General features: G+C 45.2%; 13 protein-coding genes and 3 tRNA genes. 11 read left to right on the forward strand and 5 right to left on the reverse strand.

Annotated features, from left to right (window positions below):
• Positions 1-7: 7 nt before the first annotated feature.
• The gene (locus tag Q4Q57_RS17585) at positions 8-973 is read right to left on the reverse strand and encodes a DmsE family decaheme c-type cytochrome (RefSeq protein ID WP_311891561.1); all 966 of its coding nucleotides are present in this window, start codon (positions 971-973) and stop codon (positions 8-10) included.
• 436 nt (positions 974-1,409) lie between these two features.
• On the opposite strand from Q4Q57_RS17585, the gene Q4Q57_RS17590 reads away from it, so the two are divergent.
• The 3 genes from Q4Q57_RS17590 (at position 1,410) to glnS (ending at position 5,821) form a co-directional block, all read left to right on the forward strand.
• Positions 1,410-1,649, forward strand: a complete 240-nt coding sequence (locus tag Q4Q57_RS17590; protein WP_012196862.1) for a ferrous iron transport protein A — start codon at positions 1,410-1,412, stop codon at positions 1,647-1,649.
• A complete protein-coding gene (gene feoB, locus Q4Q57_RS17595; RefSeq protein ID WP_311891562.1) occupies positions 1,642-3,936 on the forward strand; it encodes a Fe(2+) transporter permease subunit FeoB in 2,295 nt (764 codons plus the stop codon). The genes Q4Q57_RS17590 and feoB overlap by 8 nt, the downstream gene beginning before the upstream one ends.
• A 214-nt stretch (positions 3,937-4,150) precedes the next feature.
• Positions 4,151-5,821, forward strand: a complete 1,671-nt coding sequence (gene glnS, locus Q4Q57_RS17600) for a glutamine--tRNA ligase (RefSeq protein WP_311891563.1) — start codon at positions 4,151-4,153, stop codon at positions 5,819-5,821.
• A 199-nt stretch (positions 5,822-6,020) separates the two neighbouring features.
• Here glnS and Q4Q57_RS17605 read toward each other — a convergent pair whose 3' ends face one another.
• Entirely contained in the window at positions 6,021-6,617 is a 597-nt protein-coding gene (locus tag Q4Q57_RS17605; RefSeq protein WP_006081117.1) for a Yip1 family protein, read from the reverse strand.
• Between the two features lie 283 nt (positions 6,618-6,900).
• Here Q4Q57_RS17605 and miaE point away from each other — a divergent pair, with 283 nt between their 5' ends.
• Positions 6,901-7,671 carry a tRNA isopentenyl-2-thiomethyl-A-37 hydroxylase MiaE gene (gene miaE / locus Q4Q57_RS17610; protein WP_311891564.1) on the forward strand — a complete coding sequence of 257 codons (771 nt, stop codon included), beginning with the start codon at positions 6,901-6,903 and terminating at the stop codon, positions 7,669-7,671.
• Between the two features lie 128 nt (positions 7,672-7,799).
• Here miaE and Q4Q57_RS17615 read toward each other — a convergent pair whose 3' ends face one another.
• Positions 7,800-8,522 (reverse strand): UDP-2,3-diacylglucosamine diphosphatase, encoded by a 723-nt coding sequence (locus tag Q4Q57_RS17615; RefSeq protein WP_311891565.1) that lies wholly within the window; start codon positions 8,520-8,522, stop codon positions 7,800-7,802.
• Between the two features lie 9 nt (positions 8,523-8,531).
• Positions 8,532-9,026, reverse strand: a complete 495-nt coding sequence (locus tag Q4Q57_RS17620; RefSeq protein WP_106650139.1) for a peptidylprolyl isomerase — start codon at positions 9,024-9,026, stop codon at positions 8,532-8,534.
• 140 nt (positions 9,027-9,166) lie between these two features.
• Between Q4Q57_RS17620 and cysS the strand changes: the two genes are divergently transcribed.
• Positions 9,167-10,546 (forward strand): cysteine--tRNA ligase, encoded by a 1,380-nt coding sequence (gene cysS, locus Q4Q57_RS17625; protein ID WP_311891566.1) that lies wholly within the window; start codon positions 9,167-9,169, stop codon positions 10,544-10,546.
• Positions 10,547-10,710: 164 nt separating this feature from the next.
• On the opposite strand, the gene folD is transcribed toward cysS, so the two are convergent.
• Positions 10,711-11,565 carry a bifunctional methylenetetrahydrofolate dehydrogenase/methenyltetrahydrofolate cyclohydrolase FolD gene (gene folD, locus Q4Q57_RS17630; RefSeq protein ID WP_011846463.1) on the reverse strand — a complete coding sequence of 285 codons (855 nt, stop codon included), beginning with the start codon at positions 11,563-11,565 and terminating at the stop codon, positions 10,711-10,713.
• Positions 11,566-11,929: 364 nt separating this feature from the next.
• Between folD and Q4Q57_RS17635 the strand changes: the two genes are divergently transcribed.
• From Q4Q57_RS17635 to clpX, 6 genes are all read left to right on the forward strand, one after another.
• Positions 11,930-12,006: transfer RNA gene (locus Q4Q57_RS17635), tRNA-Pro, on the forward strand.
• A gap of 116 nt (positions 12,007-12,122) precedes the next feature.
• A tRNA-Arg gene (locus Q4Q57_RS17640) sits at positions 12,123-12,199 on the forward strand.
• 9 nt (positions 12,200-12,208) lie between these two features.
• A tRNA-His gene (locus Q4Q57_RS17645) sits at positions 12,209-12,284 on the forward strand.
• 262 nt (positions 12,285-12,546) lie between these two features.
• Positions 12,547-13,851: a trigger factor gene (tig, locus tag Q4Q57_RS17650; RefSeq protein ID WP_063883149.1), complete on the forward strand. Its 1,305-nt coding sequence runs from the start codon at positions 12,547-12,549 to the stop codon at positions 13,849-13,851.
• 89 nt (positions 13,852-13,940) lie between these two features.
• On the forward strand, positions 13,941-14,549 hold the full coding sequence (gene clpP / locus Q4Q57_RS17655) for an ATP-dependent Clp endopeptidase proteolytic subunit ClpP (RefSeq protein ID WP_006081124.1): 609 nt from the start codon (positions 13,941-13,943) through the stop codon (positions 14,547-14,549).
• Between the two features lie 84 nt (positions 14,550-14,633).
• Complete coding sequence (clpX, locus tag Q4Q57_RS17660; protein WP_220592579.1) at positions 14,634-15,914, forward strand: ATP-dependent protease ATP-binding subunit ClpX; 1,281 nt, start codon at positions 14,634-14,636, stop codon at positions 15,912-15,914.
• Positions 15,915-15,932: the final 18 nt, after the last annotated feature.

The following is a 15,932-nucleotide window of genomic DNA, read 5'->3' on the forward strand; positions in this document are numbered from 1 at the left end:
TCCCTTGTTATCTCTGTAGCAATTTGCCAGAAGGATGGTTAGAACCATGCACTTGCCCGTGGCAATTCATACAGGAATTACCTGAAGTAAATGCATTGGTTTGATTGCCAAAGTAGGCATTGCTGCTATGACCATCCGAGGCGTGGCATTGTTGACAAAGCTGCGGCGGCTTACTGATCAGCATGGCTTCGTTCACGCTGCCATGGGGATTGTGGCAATTCGCACAGTTGTCGGTGACGGGGGCATGTTCCCACAGTTTAGGGCCGCGTTTTTCGGCGTGGCAGCTATAGCAATTTTCGTTGACGCTCATTTGTTTCAAGCTTGAATCGTTCAAACTGCCGTGGGGATTATGGCAGTCACTGCACACCATCTGTTGCCACTGTAGTGGATGCGCTGAGCGTTTGTGCATATCAGCTTTTTGTTGGGTATGGCACTGGGTACAAATGGCGACTTCATTGGCTTTATCACTGATAGGATCTTTGGCGGTATGAACTTGATGGCAACTTGCGCAGGCAACATCGGCGTTATCGTGGTGATTGCCTTTCCACGCGATGCGTTGACTATCATTGTGGCAGCTCATACAAACACTGTTTTGCTTTTGCGCGGGAACGGGAGAATTTGTACCAAAGGTGATCATTGGCTCTTTGCCACCTTTGTTATGATTTCCTAACGGGCCGTGGCAGGCTTCACACTGCAAATCGGCCATGGGCGAAGCTTTCACATTAGGATTACCATGAACCCCATCAAAAATGGCCATGACCACGGCACTTTTTTTGTGGCACATCAGGCAAGTGTCAGCCCCTTTGGCAGAATACTTACCTTCGGCGAATTTTTTGTCTAATGTCGCGATAACGTCCTCTGGTTTTTTGTCATCCCAAGGCGTCGCCGAGACAGAAATACTCACGATTGATAACAAAATACATAGCATAGCCTTAGCTATGCTTTTGAACTTTAGCCTTATTTCCATGTTCATCTTTTCCCGAGTGCATTTATATTTGTTATTTTTACGCTTTCGACATTGCTAATTTAGCTTATTAAAGCTGATTAATATTAGAACAAATATGTGACACTCGCTTAACATCTAAGGGTCTTTTCACTGTAAAGAGGGATGATTTTACTGGTGATATAGAGGAAGCGTGACCTTGATCACGTTTGCTTTGGTAAGGGTTTTGTTCACAGCTTTTTTGACTTCTTTCGATCGCATCATTCTCTTGTGCACTTAGGTATGGATTTTTATTTTCAGTTGGCCGTTTATTCATTGGTATTTTTGTCACATAATACCCAACACAATTGAAAACTATTATCGTTACCAGTCAAAAATCTTGATCTAGGTAAAGTTATTAGGGTCATAGCTCAGTTACAATGGGCGCAGTTTTTCGAGCTGAACCTGTTGCAAGGTGGAATACGTAATGAAGTTAAGCGAACTCAGTCCCGGTGATCGCGGTATTATTTCTGAAGTGGGGCGTTTAGTGTTACCACAAACCGTGAAGCGTAAGTTGTTATCCATGGGGATCACGCCAAATACGCGTTTTTCATTGATCCGATACGCACCTATGGGTTCTGGTCTCGAACTGGATATTCGTGGTAGTAAACTTTGTATGCGCAGAGATTTGGCAGACATCATTGAGGTGGAAAAGGCGAATGACTAAGCAGTTTCATTGCGTCACAGTCGGTAACCCGAATGCGGGTAAATCGACGCTCTTTAACGCGCTAACCGGCGCGAATCAACAAGTCGGTAACTGGTCTGGTGTGACGGTCGAGAAAAAGACTGGTCATTTCACCTTAAACGGTGCCGATGTCTATCTGACCGATTTACCGGGTATTTACGATCTTCTGCCTGCGGGCAATAGTTGCGATTGTTCACTCGATGAGCAAATTGCGCAGCAATATCTCGCCGAGCAACGTGTCGACGGCATTATCAATTTAGTCGATGCCACTAACATCGAACGTCATTTATATCTCACCGCCCAATTGCGTGAACTCGCGATCCCTATGGTGGTGGTGCTGAATAAAATTGATTCTGCAGTTAAACGCGGTATCAAAGTCGATTTAAAGAAAATGAGCAAAGAGTTGGGCTGCCCTGTGATTGGTGTGTGCTCACGCGATCCTGCCGATGTAGAAAAAGTGCAAGCGCAGGTACTCGATTTACTGCAAGGCCGAGTCTCTGAAGCACCATTAGTACTGCATTACGATGAACAAATTGAAGCTGGCGTGCAGTTGCTTTGTAGCAAAGACACGCAATTAAGCCGTGGCCGCGCCTTGGCTATGTTAGGCAATGGTTCAGGTTGTGGCAGTTGCCAAAATGCTGAGTTGCAGGATGAAGTAAATACCTGTACCCAGATTATCTCTTCGCAGGGCCATGATATTGAAGTGATGGTGGCTACCACGCGCTTTAATTTCGTTGAGAAAGTGTTTCAAGGTTCAGTGAAAGAGTCGGGATTCCTCACTCTCAGTGATAAATTAGATAAACTCGTATTGCATCCCGTGCTTGGCATTCCTGTGTTCTTGTTCGTGATGTATTTGATGTTTATGTTCAGCATCAATATTGGCAGCGCTTTTATCGATTTCTTCGATGTGTTTGCGGGTGCGTTGTTTGTCGACCACTTTGGCGCATTCTTGACGAACATGGGCTCTCCGGCTTGGTTGGTCACTATTCTCGCTGGTGGTGTTGGCCAAGGTATTCAAACCGTGACCACGTTTATTCCGGTGATCGCTGCTTTATTCCTCGGTTTGTCAGTCCTTGAAAGCTCTGGCTACATGGCCCGCGCTGCATTTGTAGTTGATGGGTTAATGCGCCGCATCGGTCTGCCCGGTAAAGCTTTCGTGCCTATGATTGTCGGCTTTGGTTGTTCTGTGCCGGCGATTATGGCGACGCGGACCTTAGGCAGTGAACGTGAGCGTATTGTCACGGGTATGATGGCGCCATTTATGTCTTGCGGTGCACGTCTGCCAGTATATGCGTTATTTGCCGCGGCTTTCTTCCCCGATTCTGGGCAGAATTTAGTCTTCTTGCTTTACGTTATTGGTATCTTTGCCGCTATCGGAACGGGTTTATTACTCAGAAGCACGCTGTTACCCGGTACCAGCAGCGCTGTGGTGATGGAACTGCCAAGCTATGAAATGCCAAAACTCAAAGCCGTAATGGTCCGTACAGGTAAACGCACTAAGAGCTTTATTTTAGGTGCGGGTAAAACCATTGTGCTGGTGGTGACGCTATTAAACTTTATCAATGCCATTGGTGTTGATGGCACTTTCGGTCATGAAGACAGCCAAGCATCTTTGCTAAGTGTCGCGAGCCAAAAAATCACGCCAATCTTCTCACCTATGGGTATAGAACAGGATAACTGGCCAGCAACGGTTGGTATTATCACAGGTATTTTTGCCAAAGAAGCCGTGGTCGGTACCTTAAACAGCTTGTACAGCACTGCCGCACCCGCTGATGAAGAGCTTACGCCATTGAGTGAAAGCTTTAATGCGGCTCTAGCGACGATTCCTGCAAACTTGTTTGGAATTGATCTGGAAGATCCGCTGAAGTTGTCGGTTGGTGATTTGACTAATAAAGAAGCGATAGCGGAAGAGCAAGGCGTGGCAACATCGACCTTTGGTGCCCTGCAAGCTGGTTTCAGTGGCAAAATTGCGGCGTTCTCTTACTTGCTGTTTATCTTGTTGTATACCCCTTGTGTCGCGGCGATGGGCGCCTTAGTGCATGAGTTTGGCTCTCGTTGGGCGACATTTGCGGCTACGTGGACTTTCTCTCTGGCCTATGGCTCAGCGACTGTGGTCTATCAAGCGGCAACCTTTACGCAGCATCCTGTGCAATCGAGTCTGTGGATTGGTTTCTTCCTGTTTGCGTTAGTGGCCTTTTATCAATGGCTGAAACGTAAGGGCAGAAGAACCCAGCAGATTATTCCAGGGATCCGCATCATCACAGAGTAAGATTTACTGAGTCAGCATGACTGAGTAATAAATGTCAGCTTAGTTAGGTCAAAGATAAAAGCAGCTTTCATGGCTGCTTTTATTGTTTTACTATCGCGGTTATAACCCTGCCGGTCAAAAACCATAGTTTTTAGCACTAGGCATTGTAACTAGTAGTGATCTGTAGGATCATGCTGGTTTCTTAAAATTGCCATTGTTCGCAAAGAGGAATTCCATGAGTCATGTGGACACTGAAGTACGTCCGAGTAACTTTATTCGTAATATCATAGATGAAGATTTACAAAGCGGTAAGCACACGAGTGTGCAGACTCGTTTCCCGCCGGAACCGAATGGCTATCTTCATATTGGTCATGCTAAATCTATCTGCTTAAATTTTGGGATAGCGCGAGACTATAACGGTCTGTGTAATTTACGTTTTGACGATACTAATCCTGAAAAAGAAGACATTGATTATGTTAATTCTATTCAGGCGGATGTGCGTTGGCTTGGATTCCAGTGGGATGGCGATGTACGCTATTCATCAAACTATTTTGATCAGTTACATCAATATGCAGTTGAACTGATCAACAAAGGTTTGGCTTATGTGTGTTTCTTGAATGCTGATGAAACTCGCGAATACCGTGGCACGTTAAAAGAGCCAGGTAAAAACAGTCCTTTCCGCGACACATCAGTCGAAGAGAATCTTGCCTTGTTCGCTAAGATGCGCGACGGTGGTTTTAAAGAAGGTGAGTGTGCGCTGCGTGCCAAAATTGATATGGCGTCGCCATTCATGTGTATGCGCGATCCTATCATCTACCGTATTCGTTTTGCCCATCACCACCAAACGGGTGATAAGTGGTGCATTTACCCAATGTACGACTTTACCCATTGTATTTCTGATGCGTTAGAACACATTACCCACTCTTTATGTACTTTAGAGTTCCAAGACAACCGTCGTTTATACGACTGGGTGTTGGATAATTTGAATGATTTTCAAGCGCCGAATCGTACTCGTCAATACGAGTTTTCACGCTTAAATCTTGAATATACCTTGATGTCTAAGCGTAAGCTAAACGATCTTGTGACCCGTAAACTCGTGTCAGGTTGGGACGACCCACGTATGCCAACGATTGCTGGCCTGCGTCGCCGTGGTTACACGCCTGCGTCAATTCGCGAGTTTTGCCAACGTATCGGCGTGACTAAGCAAGAGAATATGATTGAAGTCGGCATGTTAGATGCGTGTATTCGTGAAGAATTGAACGAACATGCACCGCGTGCGATGGCTGTATTACGTCCATTGAAAGTGATCATCGAAAACTATGCTGAAGGTGAACTTGAGTATATTCAAGCGGCCGCTCATCCAAATGATGAGAGCATGGGGACACGCGAATTAGCCTTTGGCCGTGAAATATTGATTGATGTGGCTGACTTTAGAGAAGAAGCAAACAAACAATACAAACGTTTGGTAGCAGGTAAGGAAGTGCGTTTACGTAATGCCTATGTGATTAAAGCTGAGCGTTGTGATAAAGACAGCGAAGGCAATATCACGACGGTTTACTGCACTTATGATCCTGAAACCTTAGGTAAAAATCCTGCTGATGGCCGTAAAGTTAAAGGTGTGATCCATTGGGTTGAGGCATCTACTGCTAAACCAGCTGAATTCCGTCTCTATCAGCGTTTATTTACCGATCCTAATCCTGCTGCGGCAGAGACTGTGGACGAAGTATTAAACCCTGAATCCTTAGTGGTAGTGCACGGTTTTGCTGAAGCAAGCCTAGTGAATGCGCCAGCAGAAAAAGCTTATCAGTTTGAGCGTGAAGGATATTTCTGCGCTGACAGCAAAGATTCATCAGCTGATAAACTCGTGTTTAACTTAACTGTAGCGCTGCGTGATTCTTTCGAATGATTTAATAGAATTAGCTTGATTGAATTGGTTTGATGAAACGAGTCAAACAGTTCAACTCAACGAAGCTAACTTGAATTAAGCTAAGTTGTTCTGATCATTAATCAGACCCAAAAAAAGAAGGCCTTTTAGGCCTTCTTTTTTATTTTATGGATTAGCGATAGAGCTATTGGTTGGTGTGAGTGACAGTTAATTCAACTGGTTATTGATACATAGGACCAAAACCTAGGCTCCATAAAATAACGCTGGTTGCCATTAGCCCTACTAACAACACTAAACCAGCGGTCACCATAGAGCTGGCATAGATAAAGCCTTTCTCTTCAGGGATATTCATAATAATCGGCACACCCGCGTACAGTAAGTAGACTGAGTAAGCCAGACCAATCAATCCCACGATCATGATAAACCACAGCACTGGATACAAGGCGGCTAAACCGACCATAAACAATGGTGTAGCTGTGTAGGACGCGAGTTCTAACGCTTGGGTGTAGGTTGGGTTTGCATCGAAGGTTTTTGCCATCCAATAGGCCAAATAGGCGAGGGCGAATACGCCCGCAATTAGGCCTAAATACATGCCAGCTGACATAAACATGGCGCTTTGAGGTGTGAGGTAAATAGGATCGCCAGCGCCTGGATTCCAGCCAATATAAGCCGTAGCAATATAACTGCAAATCGCTGGGATTAAAGCGATCAGCACCACATGACTTAAGCTACTTTTTAGTGCCTCATGGTTTTTCTCAATTGTGTGCCACTCTTGTTTAGGATGAGTGTATAGCCCCATTAAGTGATTCAGTATCATTATAATTATCCTTGTTCAGCATTGATGAATGGCTCGCCAAACGTCAGACGAGCTGATAACAGCTCCACAATCGAGGTTAAAATGGTGTCCTGTTCCTTTAACTGACGATTGGTGACACATACAGAAGTGAGAGGCTGTGTGATCAGGATCTCAGTTCTTTAGAGTGTAGATTATTTATTGAACAAAAAGTTCAGCGCGTCAAGTTTACTGAAGCCTAATGCTATAGCTTATGAGTAAATATGCGTAAAATAGCGCGATATTCAGAATGAGATTGAGTGAGTCCATGCAGCAACTTCTTGCCCCCATCCACGCGTTTCTTCGCTGTGAAACACCGCAAACTTGGATTGATGTCGCGATTAAATCAGATTCCTTGGATGAGTTGCTGATCGATCACTGTAACTGTGAGTTAAAAGCGGCTCAGACAGCGATATTTTTGCTACGAAAATATGCGTTAGATAAAGACAGTGGTCGAGCTCTGTTGGCGTGGGCTAAACCCTATGAAGAGTTTATCTATTCGCAAGACCACGATGTGGTGAGTTTTCTGGCGCGCGATGTGAAAAAGAATGAACTGGTGGCCGAACTGATGCCTAAGCTAAACTTTAAATTTGCCGCCAATTTAGTGTCACCTTTAATCCGCTTGATTAAAGAAGAGTTTCATCATTTTGAACAAGTACTGGAATTGATGCACAAACGCGGTATCGAATACCGTAATATTCGCGCAGGCCGATATGCCAAGGGCATGATGAGTTATGTGACCACCCATGAGAAAGATATCCTGCGGGATAAGTTGATTGTGGGGGCCTATATTGAGGCGCGTTCGTGCGAGCGTTTTGCTAAGTTGGCGCCCTATTTAGACGGTGAGCTGGGTAAGTTTTATGTGTCACTGCTGCGCTCTGAAGCTCGACATTATCAAGATTATCTTGCGTTAGCTCAGTTAGTTTCACCTGAAGATATTCGCGAGCGTGTAACGTATTTTGGTGAGTTAGAGGCTGAGTTGATTCTGGCGCAGGATGATGAGTTTCGTTTCCACAGTGGGTCGCCGCTAGCAAATTGATTTGAAAGTAGCTTCTCTTTAAAAGTCGATGAATTAAGTCGATATGGCTAAAACGATTAACGGTTCGCTCGAACCGTTAATATGAAGCGTTTTTAAACTCAAACAAGGTCAATAATAAGCAAGCTAACTTAAGTTGCCTGCTCGAAGGGTAACGATTGTAAATTAATGCCTTTGGCGCTGACACTCAGCACACTGCCTTGCTCATACCAGTCACCAACCACAATACGTTGACAGCCATTGGCAAGTTGATGAATGGCGGGTCTGTGGGTATGACCGTGGATCATATTTTTGGTGTGGGTCTTGGCAAATAACGCATCGACCGCATTGGGCTCTACATCCATGATGGTATAGCTTTTTTGCTGATTGCTGCTTTTGCTATTGCTGCGAATTTTATCGGCAATACCCTGACGGGTTTTCTTTGATAAACAACCATATAGCCAACGCGCCAGTGACAAACTGCGCAGTTTTCGAAAGCGTTGGTAGGCCTTATCCAAAGTACACAAGCTGTCGCCGTGTAAGATAACCGTCTCTATGCCGTATAAATTCAGGCACGTCACTTCGGGTAAGATTTGCATTCCTGCGGCGCGTGCATACTGCTTGCCTAACATAAAGTCACGGTTGCCGTGGATGAAATACACTGGCAGTTTTTGCGATACTTGCTTGAGTTTTTCGGCGAGTTCAAGGGCAAAAGGCAAGGCAATATCATCGCCAACCCAGACTTCAAACAAATCACCTAGGATATAAAGGGCATCGGCATCATCGAGTTCAGTGTCGAGGAAGCGAGTGAACGCTTGGGTGATATCAAGACGATCTGCACTTAGGTGCAGATCGCCTATAAATAAAGTTCGCATTCGCAGGGATTATGCCGCAACGCTGACTTTTTCAATCACTACAGCTTCTAATGGTACATCTTGATGCATACCACGGTTACCTGTACTAACTGCTTTGATTTTTTCGATAATATCCATGCCTTCAACAACTTCGCCGAATACGCAGTAGCCCCAGCCCTGTGAGGTTTCTGATTTAAAATCGAGGAAAGTGTTGTCGTTCACGTTAATGAAGAACTGCGCAGTGGCTGAATGAGGATCAGAAGTACGCGCCATAGCGACAGTACCAGTACGGTTTGATAAACCGTTATTGGCTTCGTTCTTTACTGGCTCGTTACAACGTTTTTGGCTCATGTCTTCGTTGAAGCCACCACCTTGGATCATGAAACCGTCAATCACACGGTGGAAGATAGTGCCATCGAAGAAACCTTCGTCAACATATTTCATGAAGTTTGCCACTGTTAACGGCGCTTTTTCAGCGTTCAGTTGCAGTTTAATGTCGCCCAAATTGGTGTGTAATGTGATCATGTTTTCATACTCTCTGTAAATAGTGGCGCGATTCTAACTTATCTCGGATTGCGCGCAAAGTGCAGTATTCAAAACCTGTCAGGCCGTGATAGACTGACTCCTTGATTTTACACCTGAATGTATCATTGAAGAGAATATCGATGTTGAAGATTTACAACAGTATTACCCGCCAAAAACAGGAATTTAAGCCGATTACTCCCGGAAAAATCGGGATGTACGTGTGTGGTGTGACCATATACGATCTCTGTCATATTGGTCATGGCCGTACTTTTGTTTCCTTTGACATGATAGTGCGCTACCTGCGTTACGCGGGTTATGAAGTGAATTTTCAGCGCAATATCACCGATGTTGATGACAAAATCATCAAGCGCGCTAACGAGAATAACGAAAGCTGTGAAGCCTTAACCGAGCGTTTGATCGGTGAAATGCATCAAGACTTCGATGCCTTAAATATGTTGCGCCCCGACTTTGAACCGCGCGCAACCCTGCATATTGCCGAAATCATCGACATGGTTGAGTTATTACTCGCCCGTGGCCATGCCTATGTGGCGAGCGATGGTGATGTGCTTTTCAGCGTGGCTTCCTATCCTGATTACGGCCGTTTATCGGGGCAGAATTTAGATCAACTGCAAGCCGGTGCTCGGGTTGAAGTGGACGAAACCAAGCAAAATCCAATGGATTTTGTGTTGTGGAAAATGTCTAAACCTGGCGAACCGACGTGGGAATCGCCATGGGGACCGGGTCGTCCTGGCTGGCATATCGAATGTTCTGCCATGAACAGCAAACATCTAGGTCTGCATTTTGATATTCATGGCGGCGGCTCTGATTTACAGTTCCCGCACCATGAGAACGAAATTGCTCAGTCTTGCTGTGCCCATGACACCCCATACGTTAACTATTGGATGCACACTGGCATGGTGATGGTTGACCGTGAAAAAATGTCTAAGTCGTTAGGCAATTTCTTCACTATTCGTGATGTACTTGGTCACTATGATGCTGAAACTGTGCGTTATTTCCTGTTATCTGGCCATTATCGTAGCCAACTGAACTATTCAGAAGATAACTTAAAACAAGCTCGCTCAGCCTTAGAGCGTTTGTATACGGCTATTAAAGATGCCGACTTAACTGTCGCTGCGGCGCCAGCAGAAGAGTTTGTCGCGAAATTTAAAGCGGCGATGGATGATGACTTTAATACGCCTGAAGCCTACTCAGTCCTGTTTGACATGGTACGTGAGATCAATCGCTTAAAACTGACCGATATGGCACAGGCATCGGCATTAGCAGTCACCTTGAAGCAATTAGCGGATGTTTTAGGCTTATTAAGCCAAGAGCCTGAAGCTTTCTTCCAAGGCGGCGGCAGTGATGATGAAGTGGCTGAAATCGAAGCTTTAATCGTTGAACGTAACCGTGCTCGTACTGAAAAGGACTGGGCTGCTGCGGATGTGGCGCGTAACCGTTTGAATGAGTTAGGCGTTGAGCTCGAAGATGGCCCAAGTGGCACCACTTGGCGCAAGAAATAAGCTTAGTTAGTTGTTTTCTCTCATCTAGACGAAATCTTCAGCCATAAAAAAACCTGCATCATGCAGGTTTTTTTATGCTTGCAGAACTTAGAACTTAGAACTTAGAACTTAGAACTTAGAACTTAGAACTTAGAACTTAGAACTTAGAACTTAGAACTTAGAACTTAGTCGTGATATTGCTCGGCAGCGTATAAGGTGTTTTCTAATAGACTCGCAATCGTCATCGGACCAACACCGCCTGGGACTGGAGTGATAAAGCTGGCATTTTGCGCCGCAACGTCATATTGCACATCGCCGACTAAGGTGCCGTTATCTAAACGGTTAATGCCTACGTCAATGACAATAGCGCCGGGCTTTATCCACTCACCAGGAATGAAGCCGGGTTTACCGACTGCGACAACCACGAGATCTGCGATACGAATTTTTTGCTCAAGATTCTTAGTGAAACGGTGGCAAGTGGTCGTAGTGCAACCCGCCAACAGTAATTCTAACGTCATAGGGCGGCCGACAATATTAGACGCACCAACCACGACAGCATCTAAACCATAGGTATCGACACCAGTGGATTTGATGAGTGTCATTATGCCCATCGGCGTGCAAGAGCGCAGCACAGGAATACGCTGGGCTAAACGGCCAACGTTGTACGGGTGAAATCCATCGACATCTTTATCTGGGCGAATACGTTCGATGACTTTTGAATCTTCGATATGGGCAGGTAATGGCAGTTGCACTAAAATGCCATCGATGGTCGGATCATCATTCAGACTATCAATAAGGCTCAGCAACTCATCTTCACTGCAACTTGTTTCTAAATCGTATGAACGAGAAATAAATCCAACTTCTTCACAGGCCTTACGTTTGCTTCCAACATAAACCTGTGATGCCGGATCGGCTCCCACTAATACTACGGCTAAACCCGGAATACGCTGTCCAGCCTCTTTGCGGGCGGTGACTTTTTCGCTGAGCTTAGTGCGGATGGATTGAGCAATCGCCTTGCCGTCGATTATTTGGGCTGTCATGGGTGTAGGATATCCTTTATATGGGCGATGGTTAAAACAGTAGTTAACACAGAGATTGGCAATCGCGGCTATTTTAACAGGGCACAGCTACTGTGTCATGGTTAAAGCCGTCGCCAAATGGATAAAAAAAACCGGATTAGCCTGATAATTCAGCACCTAGAGTCAATCAATAAAAAAATCGTTGACGGTTGTAAAGTGAGGGGATAAGATGCGCTCCGTTCTCAGGCAGATGTGTTCATCTAGCACTGAAAATGTTATGTAAGACTTTCGACGATTAGCTCAGTCTGATAGTGCATCCAGATTTTGGATGAGAGCGGACCAGAGGGGAACCTCTGAGTTGATACCAAGTAAAATGTAAGACCTTCGGTGATTAGCGCAGTCCGGTAGCGCATCTGGTTTGGGACCAGAGGGTCAGAGGTTCGAATCCTCTATCACCGACCACTTTATTGTCATTTGCATCGATGAATTCAAAAATAATTTGAACTCAAATAGGCGAATGATAGGGTTAGCTAAGTGCTTTCCAAATCGGTTAGGATACAGAAAATTCTGTAAACCATGCGCCCGTAGCTCAGTTGGATAGAGCACCCGCCTTCTAAGCGGGTGGTCGCAGGTTCGAATCCTGCCGGGCGTACCAGTTTCAGTGGTGATTGTAGCTCAGTTGGTAGAGTCCCGGATTGTGATTCCGGTTGTCGTGGGTTCGAGCCCCATCAGTCACCCCATTTTTTAGTACTTTGAGTACAAATTAAAAAAAGCGACCTTGTGTCGCTTTTTTTATACCTCAGATTCGGCTGTTGAGGCTCGACTCTGCAGAAAACGGTGGCTATAATGTCGCGTCTTGATAGATATCAACTATGAGCGACCTGTGCCTAAAGCCAGTAGTGGTGGGCATTGTAGTCAAATTTAATGATCAAGAAACGAATACCTGAATAGTTGATGAATCGGCTATTACAAAGGACGTTAGACAAATTTCGAGGTAAAACAATGCAAGTTTCTGTTGAAGCAACCCAAGGCCTAGAGCGTCGCCTGACCATTTCTGTTCCTGCTGAACAAATTGAAAAGCTGGTTAAAGACAGTTTACAACGTGAAGCTAAGCGTGCTCGTATCCCAGGTTTCCGTCCTGGTAAAGTGCCTATTACTGTGATTAACAAACGTTACGGCGCAGCGATTCGTCAAGACATCATGGGTGAAGTGATGCAACGTAACTTCATCGAAGCAATTATTGCTGAGAAGTTAAACCCAGCGGGTGCACCGACTTTTGTTCCTGGTTCAACTGATGGCGAAAAGTTCGAATTTATCGCTACCTTTGAAATCTATCCAGAAGTTGAGCTGAAAGGCTTAGATGCAATCGAAGTAGAACAGCCAAAAGCTGAAGTGACTGACGCTGACGTTGACACTATGATTGAAACCCTACGTAAACAACACGCGACTTTCGCTGCTGTTGAACGTGAAGCTGCCGATGGCGACAAAGTGAAAATGAACTTTGTTGGCTCAGTTGACGGTGAAGAATTTGAAGGCGGCAAAGCTGACGATTTCGAACTGCAATTAGGCAGCGGCCGTATGATCCCTGGTTTTGAAGCGGGTATTTTAGGTCACAAAGCGGGTGAAGAATTTGTTATCGACGTGAACTTCCCAGAAGAATATCACGCTGAAAACCTGAAAGGTAAAGCCGCTAAGTTCGCGATTACGCTGACTGAAGTTCAAGCCGCTAATCTTCCAGAAGTCAACGATGAGTTTGCTGCTCTGTTCGGTATCAGCGAAGGTGGCTTAGAAGCCCTTAAAGCTGAAATCCGTAAAAACATGAACCGCGAACTTGAGCAAGCGTTAAAAGCTAATGTGAAAGAGCAAGTGATCAACGGTCTGTTAGCGAACAACGACATCACTCTGCCAAAAGCACTGATCGATGGCGAAGTTAACGTATTGCGCCAACAAGCAATGCAACGCTTTGGTGGTCAAACTGCTAACATGCCTGAACTGCCAGCGGAATTGTTCACTGAACAAGCGGCTCGTCGCGTTAAAATCGGTCTGTTATTAGGCGAAGTCATCAAGACGAACGAACTGAAAGCAGAAGACGAACGTGTCCAAGGCTTGATCGCTTCTATGGCTTCTGCTTACGAAGATCCAAGTGAAGTTGTTGCTTATTACAACAGCAACAAAGAGCTGATGCAAAACATGCGCAACGTTGCTTTAGAAGAGCAAGCAGTTGAAGCACTGTTGAAATCTGCCAAAGTGACCGAAAAACAAGTCGCTTTTGAAGAATTTATGAACAAGGCTACTGGTCGCGCATAAGCTAAGCTTGACTTGATTAGCTGTTCGCCATTTATAATGGCTCGTATGAGGCTCCTCATGCGAGCCATTTTTATTTAGGGAAGTGAATAATGCATAATGCGTCAGACATACAAAGTGCTTTAGTGCCTATGGTGATCGAACAGACTGCTAAGGGTGAACGCTCATACGATATTTATTCTCGTTTGTTGAAAGAGCGGATTATCTTTTTGGTCGGTCAAGTTGAAGAACACATGGCAAACCTTATCGTGGCGCAATTATTATTCTTAGAATCAGAAAGCCCAGATAAAGATATCTTTTTATACATAAACTCTCCAGGTGGCTCTGTCACGGCAGGCATGGCGATTTATGATACTATGCAGTTCATCAAACCAAATGTTAGCACTGTGTGTATCGGTCAAGCGGCTAGCATGGGTGCATTCTTATTAGCCGGTGGTGAGAAGGGCAAACGTCACTGTTTACCAAACTCTCGCGTGATGATCCATCAACCACTGGGTGGTTTTCAAGGTCAAGCTTCTGACATCGCTATCCATGCCAAAGAAATCTTAGGCATTAAGAATAAGCTTAACCAAATGTTAGCCGAGCACACTGGCCAACCGCTCGAAGTCGTTGAACGCGATACAGACCGTGACAACTTCATGAGTGCGACTCAAGCCGTCGAATATGGCTTAGTTGACTCTGTGATGACGAAACGCGGCTGATTTTTGCTTTTGACTGAGCTATGCTCTGTAAAAGTTAAGCAAATTTAAGACAGGCAGTAGAGCAGACTGCAAATGAGGTAATTAATGGGCGACAACAAAAATAATGGTGACAGCGGTAAATTGCTGTACTGCTCTTTTTGCGGAAAGAGCCAGCATGAAGTCAGAAAACTCATTGCTGGCCCATCAGTGTATGTATGCGACGAATGTGTTGAGTTATGTAACGACATCATTCGCGAAGAGATTAAAGAAATCTCTCCGAAGCGTGATAGCGATAAATTACCAACACCACATGAATTACGTGCACATTTAGACGATTATGTGATTGGCCAAGACAGAGCCAAAAAAGTGCTATCAGTGGCTGTGTATAACCACTATAAGCGCTTAAAAAATGCATCGCCTAAGGACGGAGTCGAGCTGGGTAAGAGTAATATTTTGCTGATTGGCCCAACGGGCAGCGGTAAAACCCTACTGGCAGAAACCCTTGCACGCTCACTCAATGTGCCTTTCACTATGGCGGATGCCACCACCTTAACTGAAGCGGGTTATGTGGGTGAAGACGTTGAAAACATCATTCAAAAGTTGCTACAAAAGTGCGACTACGATGTAGAAAAAGCGCAGCGTGGTATCGTTTATATTGATGAAATCGATAAAATTAGCCGTAAGTCTGATAATCCATCGATCACCCGTGACGTATCGGGTGAGGGCGTACAGCAAGCGCTGCTTAAGCTGATTGAAGGCACTGTTGCCGCGGTTCCACCTCAAGGTGGCCGTAAGCATCCACAGCAAGAATTCTTACAAGTCGATACTTCTAAGATCCTGTTTATCTGTGGTGGTGCATTTGCAGGGCTTGAGAAAGTGATTGAGCAGCGTGCACACGTTGGTTCGGGTATCGGTTTTGGTGCACAGGTAAAAGGCGAAAAAGAGAAGGCGACGATCTCTGAGACCTTATCGCAAGTTGAACCTGGCGATTTAGTCAAATACGGTTTAATCCCTGAGTTTATCGGCCGTCTGCCTGTGGTTGCGACTCTGACTGAACTTGATGAAGAAGCCCTAGTGCAAATTCTATCTCAACCTAAAAATGCCCTGACTAAACAGTACAGCGCGTTATTTGAGATGGAAGGCGTTGAGCTTGAGTTCCGCGAAGATGCACTTAAAGCGATAGCACACAAGGCGATGTCACGTAAGACAGGTGCCCGTGGCTTACGCTCAATCGTTGAAAGTATTCTACTGGATACTATGTACGATATTCCTTCAGTCGATGGTGTAGTGAAGGCCGTTGTTGATGAATCAGTGGTGAAAGGTGAATCTGCACCTATCCTGATTTATGAGCACAATGAAGCCCAAGCAGCCTCTGGCGAGCAATAATTGTACTGATTGCTAATA

Source organism: Shewanella sp. SP2S2-6, from assembly GCF_031931965.1.
GTDB classification, from domain to species: Bacteria; Pseudomonadota; Gammaproteobacteria; order Enterobacterales; family Shewanellaceae; genus Shewanella; species Shewanella baltica.